General features: G+C 64.8%; 3 protein-coding genes and 1 pseudogene. All 4 read right to left on the reverse strand.

The window, feature by feature from the left end:
- Nucleotides 1–266: pseudogene (locus BM162_RS22870) on the reverse strand (M23 family metallopeptidase); the annotation flags it as partial.
- Nucleotides 263–889, reverse strand: coding sequence for an SCO family protein (locus BM162_RS15890; RefSeq protein WP_093424094.1), 627 nt, complete (start codon nucleotides 887–889; stop codon nucleotides 263–265). The pseudogene BM162_RS22870 and the gene BM162_RS15890, both read right to left, overlap by 4 nt.
- On the reverse strand, nucleotides 889–1,350 hold the full coding sequence (locus tag BM162_RS15895) for a copper chaperone PCu(A)C (protein WP_093424097.1): 462 nt from the start codon (nucleotides 1,348–1,350) through the stop codon (nucleotides 889–891). Before BM162_RS15895 ends, BM162_RS15890 begins: the two co-directional genes overlap by 1 nt.
- 27 nt (nucleotides 1,351–1,377) lie before the next feature.
- Nucleotides 1,378–1,671, reverse strand: a 294-nt coding sequence (locus tag BM162_RS15900) for a DsbA family protein (protein ID WP_177215192.1), incomplete at its 5' end; no start/stop codon positions are given.

Consider the following 1,671-nt stretch of genomic DNA (forward strand, 5'->3'; position numbering starts at 1 on the left):
TCAGGCAGGGGCGCATCGGGCAGGACCACCGCGGGAAGAATGGAAGCTTTGACGACCGGTGCAGGATCCGCACGGGCGACAATCCCGCTGAAGGAGACCGGCCTTGCCTCCGCCGGCGGCGACGCAACCGGCTCCGGAATCCAGGCGCTGGCCATGGCAAGCGCCGGCGGCACCGGGTCCTTCGACAGGGCCCCGGACAGCGCCGCGGCGGCCGCCGAAAGCCCACCCGCCATCGCCAGCCCTGCCGTCAGATATCTCAGCTTCATGTCGCCTCCTTCGTTTCTTCTTTCATTGCGCGGCGAATTTTGGGAACCGCGAATTCTCTCGGCTCGTGGTAGTCAATGGTGCTGACGAAGTCGCCCGCGGCGTCGAACAGGAAGACGCTTGCCGTGTGGTTCATCGTGTAGCCGCCGTTTTCGGCAGGGACCTTTTCATAGGTCGCGCGGAAGCCTTCGGCCGCACGCGCTATCTGGTTCTCCGGCCCCGTCCAGCCGCGGATCGCCGGATGAAAATACGCCACGTAATCTTCCATGATCTCAGCCGTGTCGCGTTCGGGATCGACCGTGATGAACACCACGTTCAGCCGCTCGGCGTCCTCACCCAAGGCATCGAGCCAGCCGGAAATGTCCGACAGAGTCGTCGGGCAGACGTCGGGACAGAAGGTGAAGCCGAAGAACGCCAAGGTCGGTTTGCCAATCAGCGTCTCGGGGCCAACCGTCCGTCCCTCATGATCGGTGAGCTTGAATTCCATCTTCGTGAGCGGAAGCGGCCGCGCCCCGGAGGGTGCCGGGGCTCCCGGTCCGTCGACCCGCCACCAACCTGCGAAGAGCGTCAGCCCGCCGGCGGCTGTCACTGCCCCGGCATACCCGAGAAACTTCCGTCGGCGCATCAGTCTTCCGGGCCACGCGCCGAGATACTGCGGATCGGGATCTCGACTCTTACCTCGCCTCCATCCGAGAACAGGAGCGTCAGCGAAAAGCTCTCGCCCTCTTTCATCGGGCGTTGCAGTTGCATCAGCATGGCGTGAAGCCCGCCCGGCTCGAGCGCAACCGTTGCCTCCGGCGCGATCTCGACTTCGCCCGCCGGGGCCATCGAACTCACCCCCCGATCATCCGTCGAAGTTCTGTGAATTTCCGGCATCTTCGCAAGATCGGTGACGAGTCCCGTCACAGTGACGGTCTCATCCCCCGTGTTGCGAATTTCCATGTAGGCCGCGCCCGGACGGCTGGTGCCGATGGAAGCGCGCGCCCAGGCATCCTCGACGACGACAGCATCGGATCCGGCATGCGCGGCAGACGTTGCAAGCGAAAGAGTCAGCCCTGCGACGACTGAAAAGAGCATCTGTTTCATGCGGCGTCACTCCAGTTTCTGCTATGCTCAGGTTGAGGATTCGGCGACTTCCGCGGCGACCAGTTCGCGGAGTTCGGCTTCACCGAAGGGATCGAGGGGCCTGCCGTTGACGAAGAACGTCGGCGTCTGGCGTACGCCGACGGCTTCGACATCCGACTGGTCCTGGTTGAGGATGCCCACGACGTCTGGTGCTCGCATCTGCGCCCGCGCGGCCTCGACATCGAGCCCCGCCTCCGCGGCGATGCTCAGGATCAGGTCCGCCTCCGCGGCTCCGTGCGCCGCCCAGCGGGGTTGCTCCCGCAAAAGCGCTTCGAGAACAGG

This window comes from Tranquillimonas alkanivorans (genome assembly GCF_900115595.1).
In the GTDB taxonomy this organism is placed as follows: Bacteria; Pseudomonadota; Alphaproteobacteria; order Rhodobacterales; family Rhodobacteraceae; genus Tranquillimonas; species Tranquillimonas alkanivorans.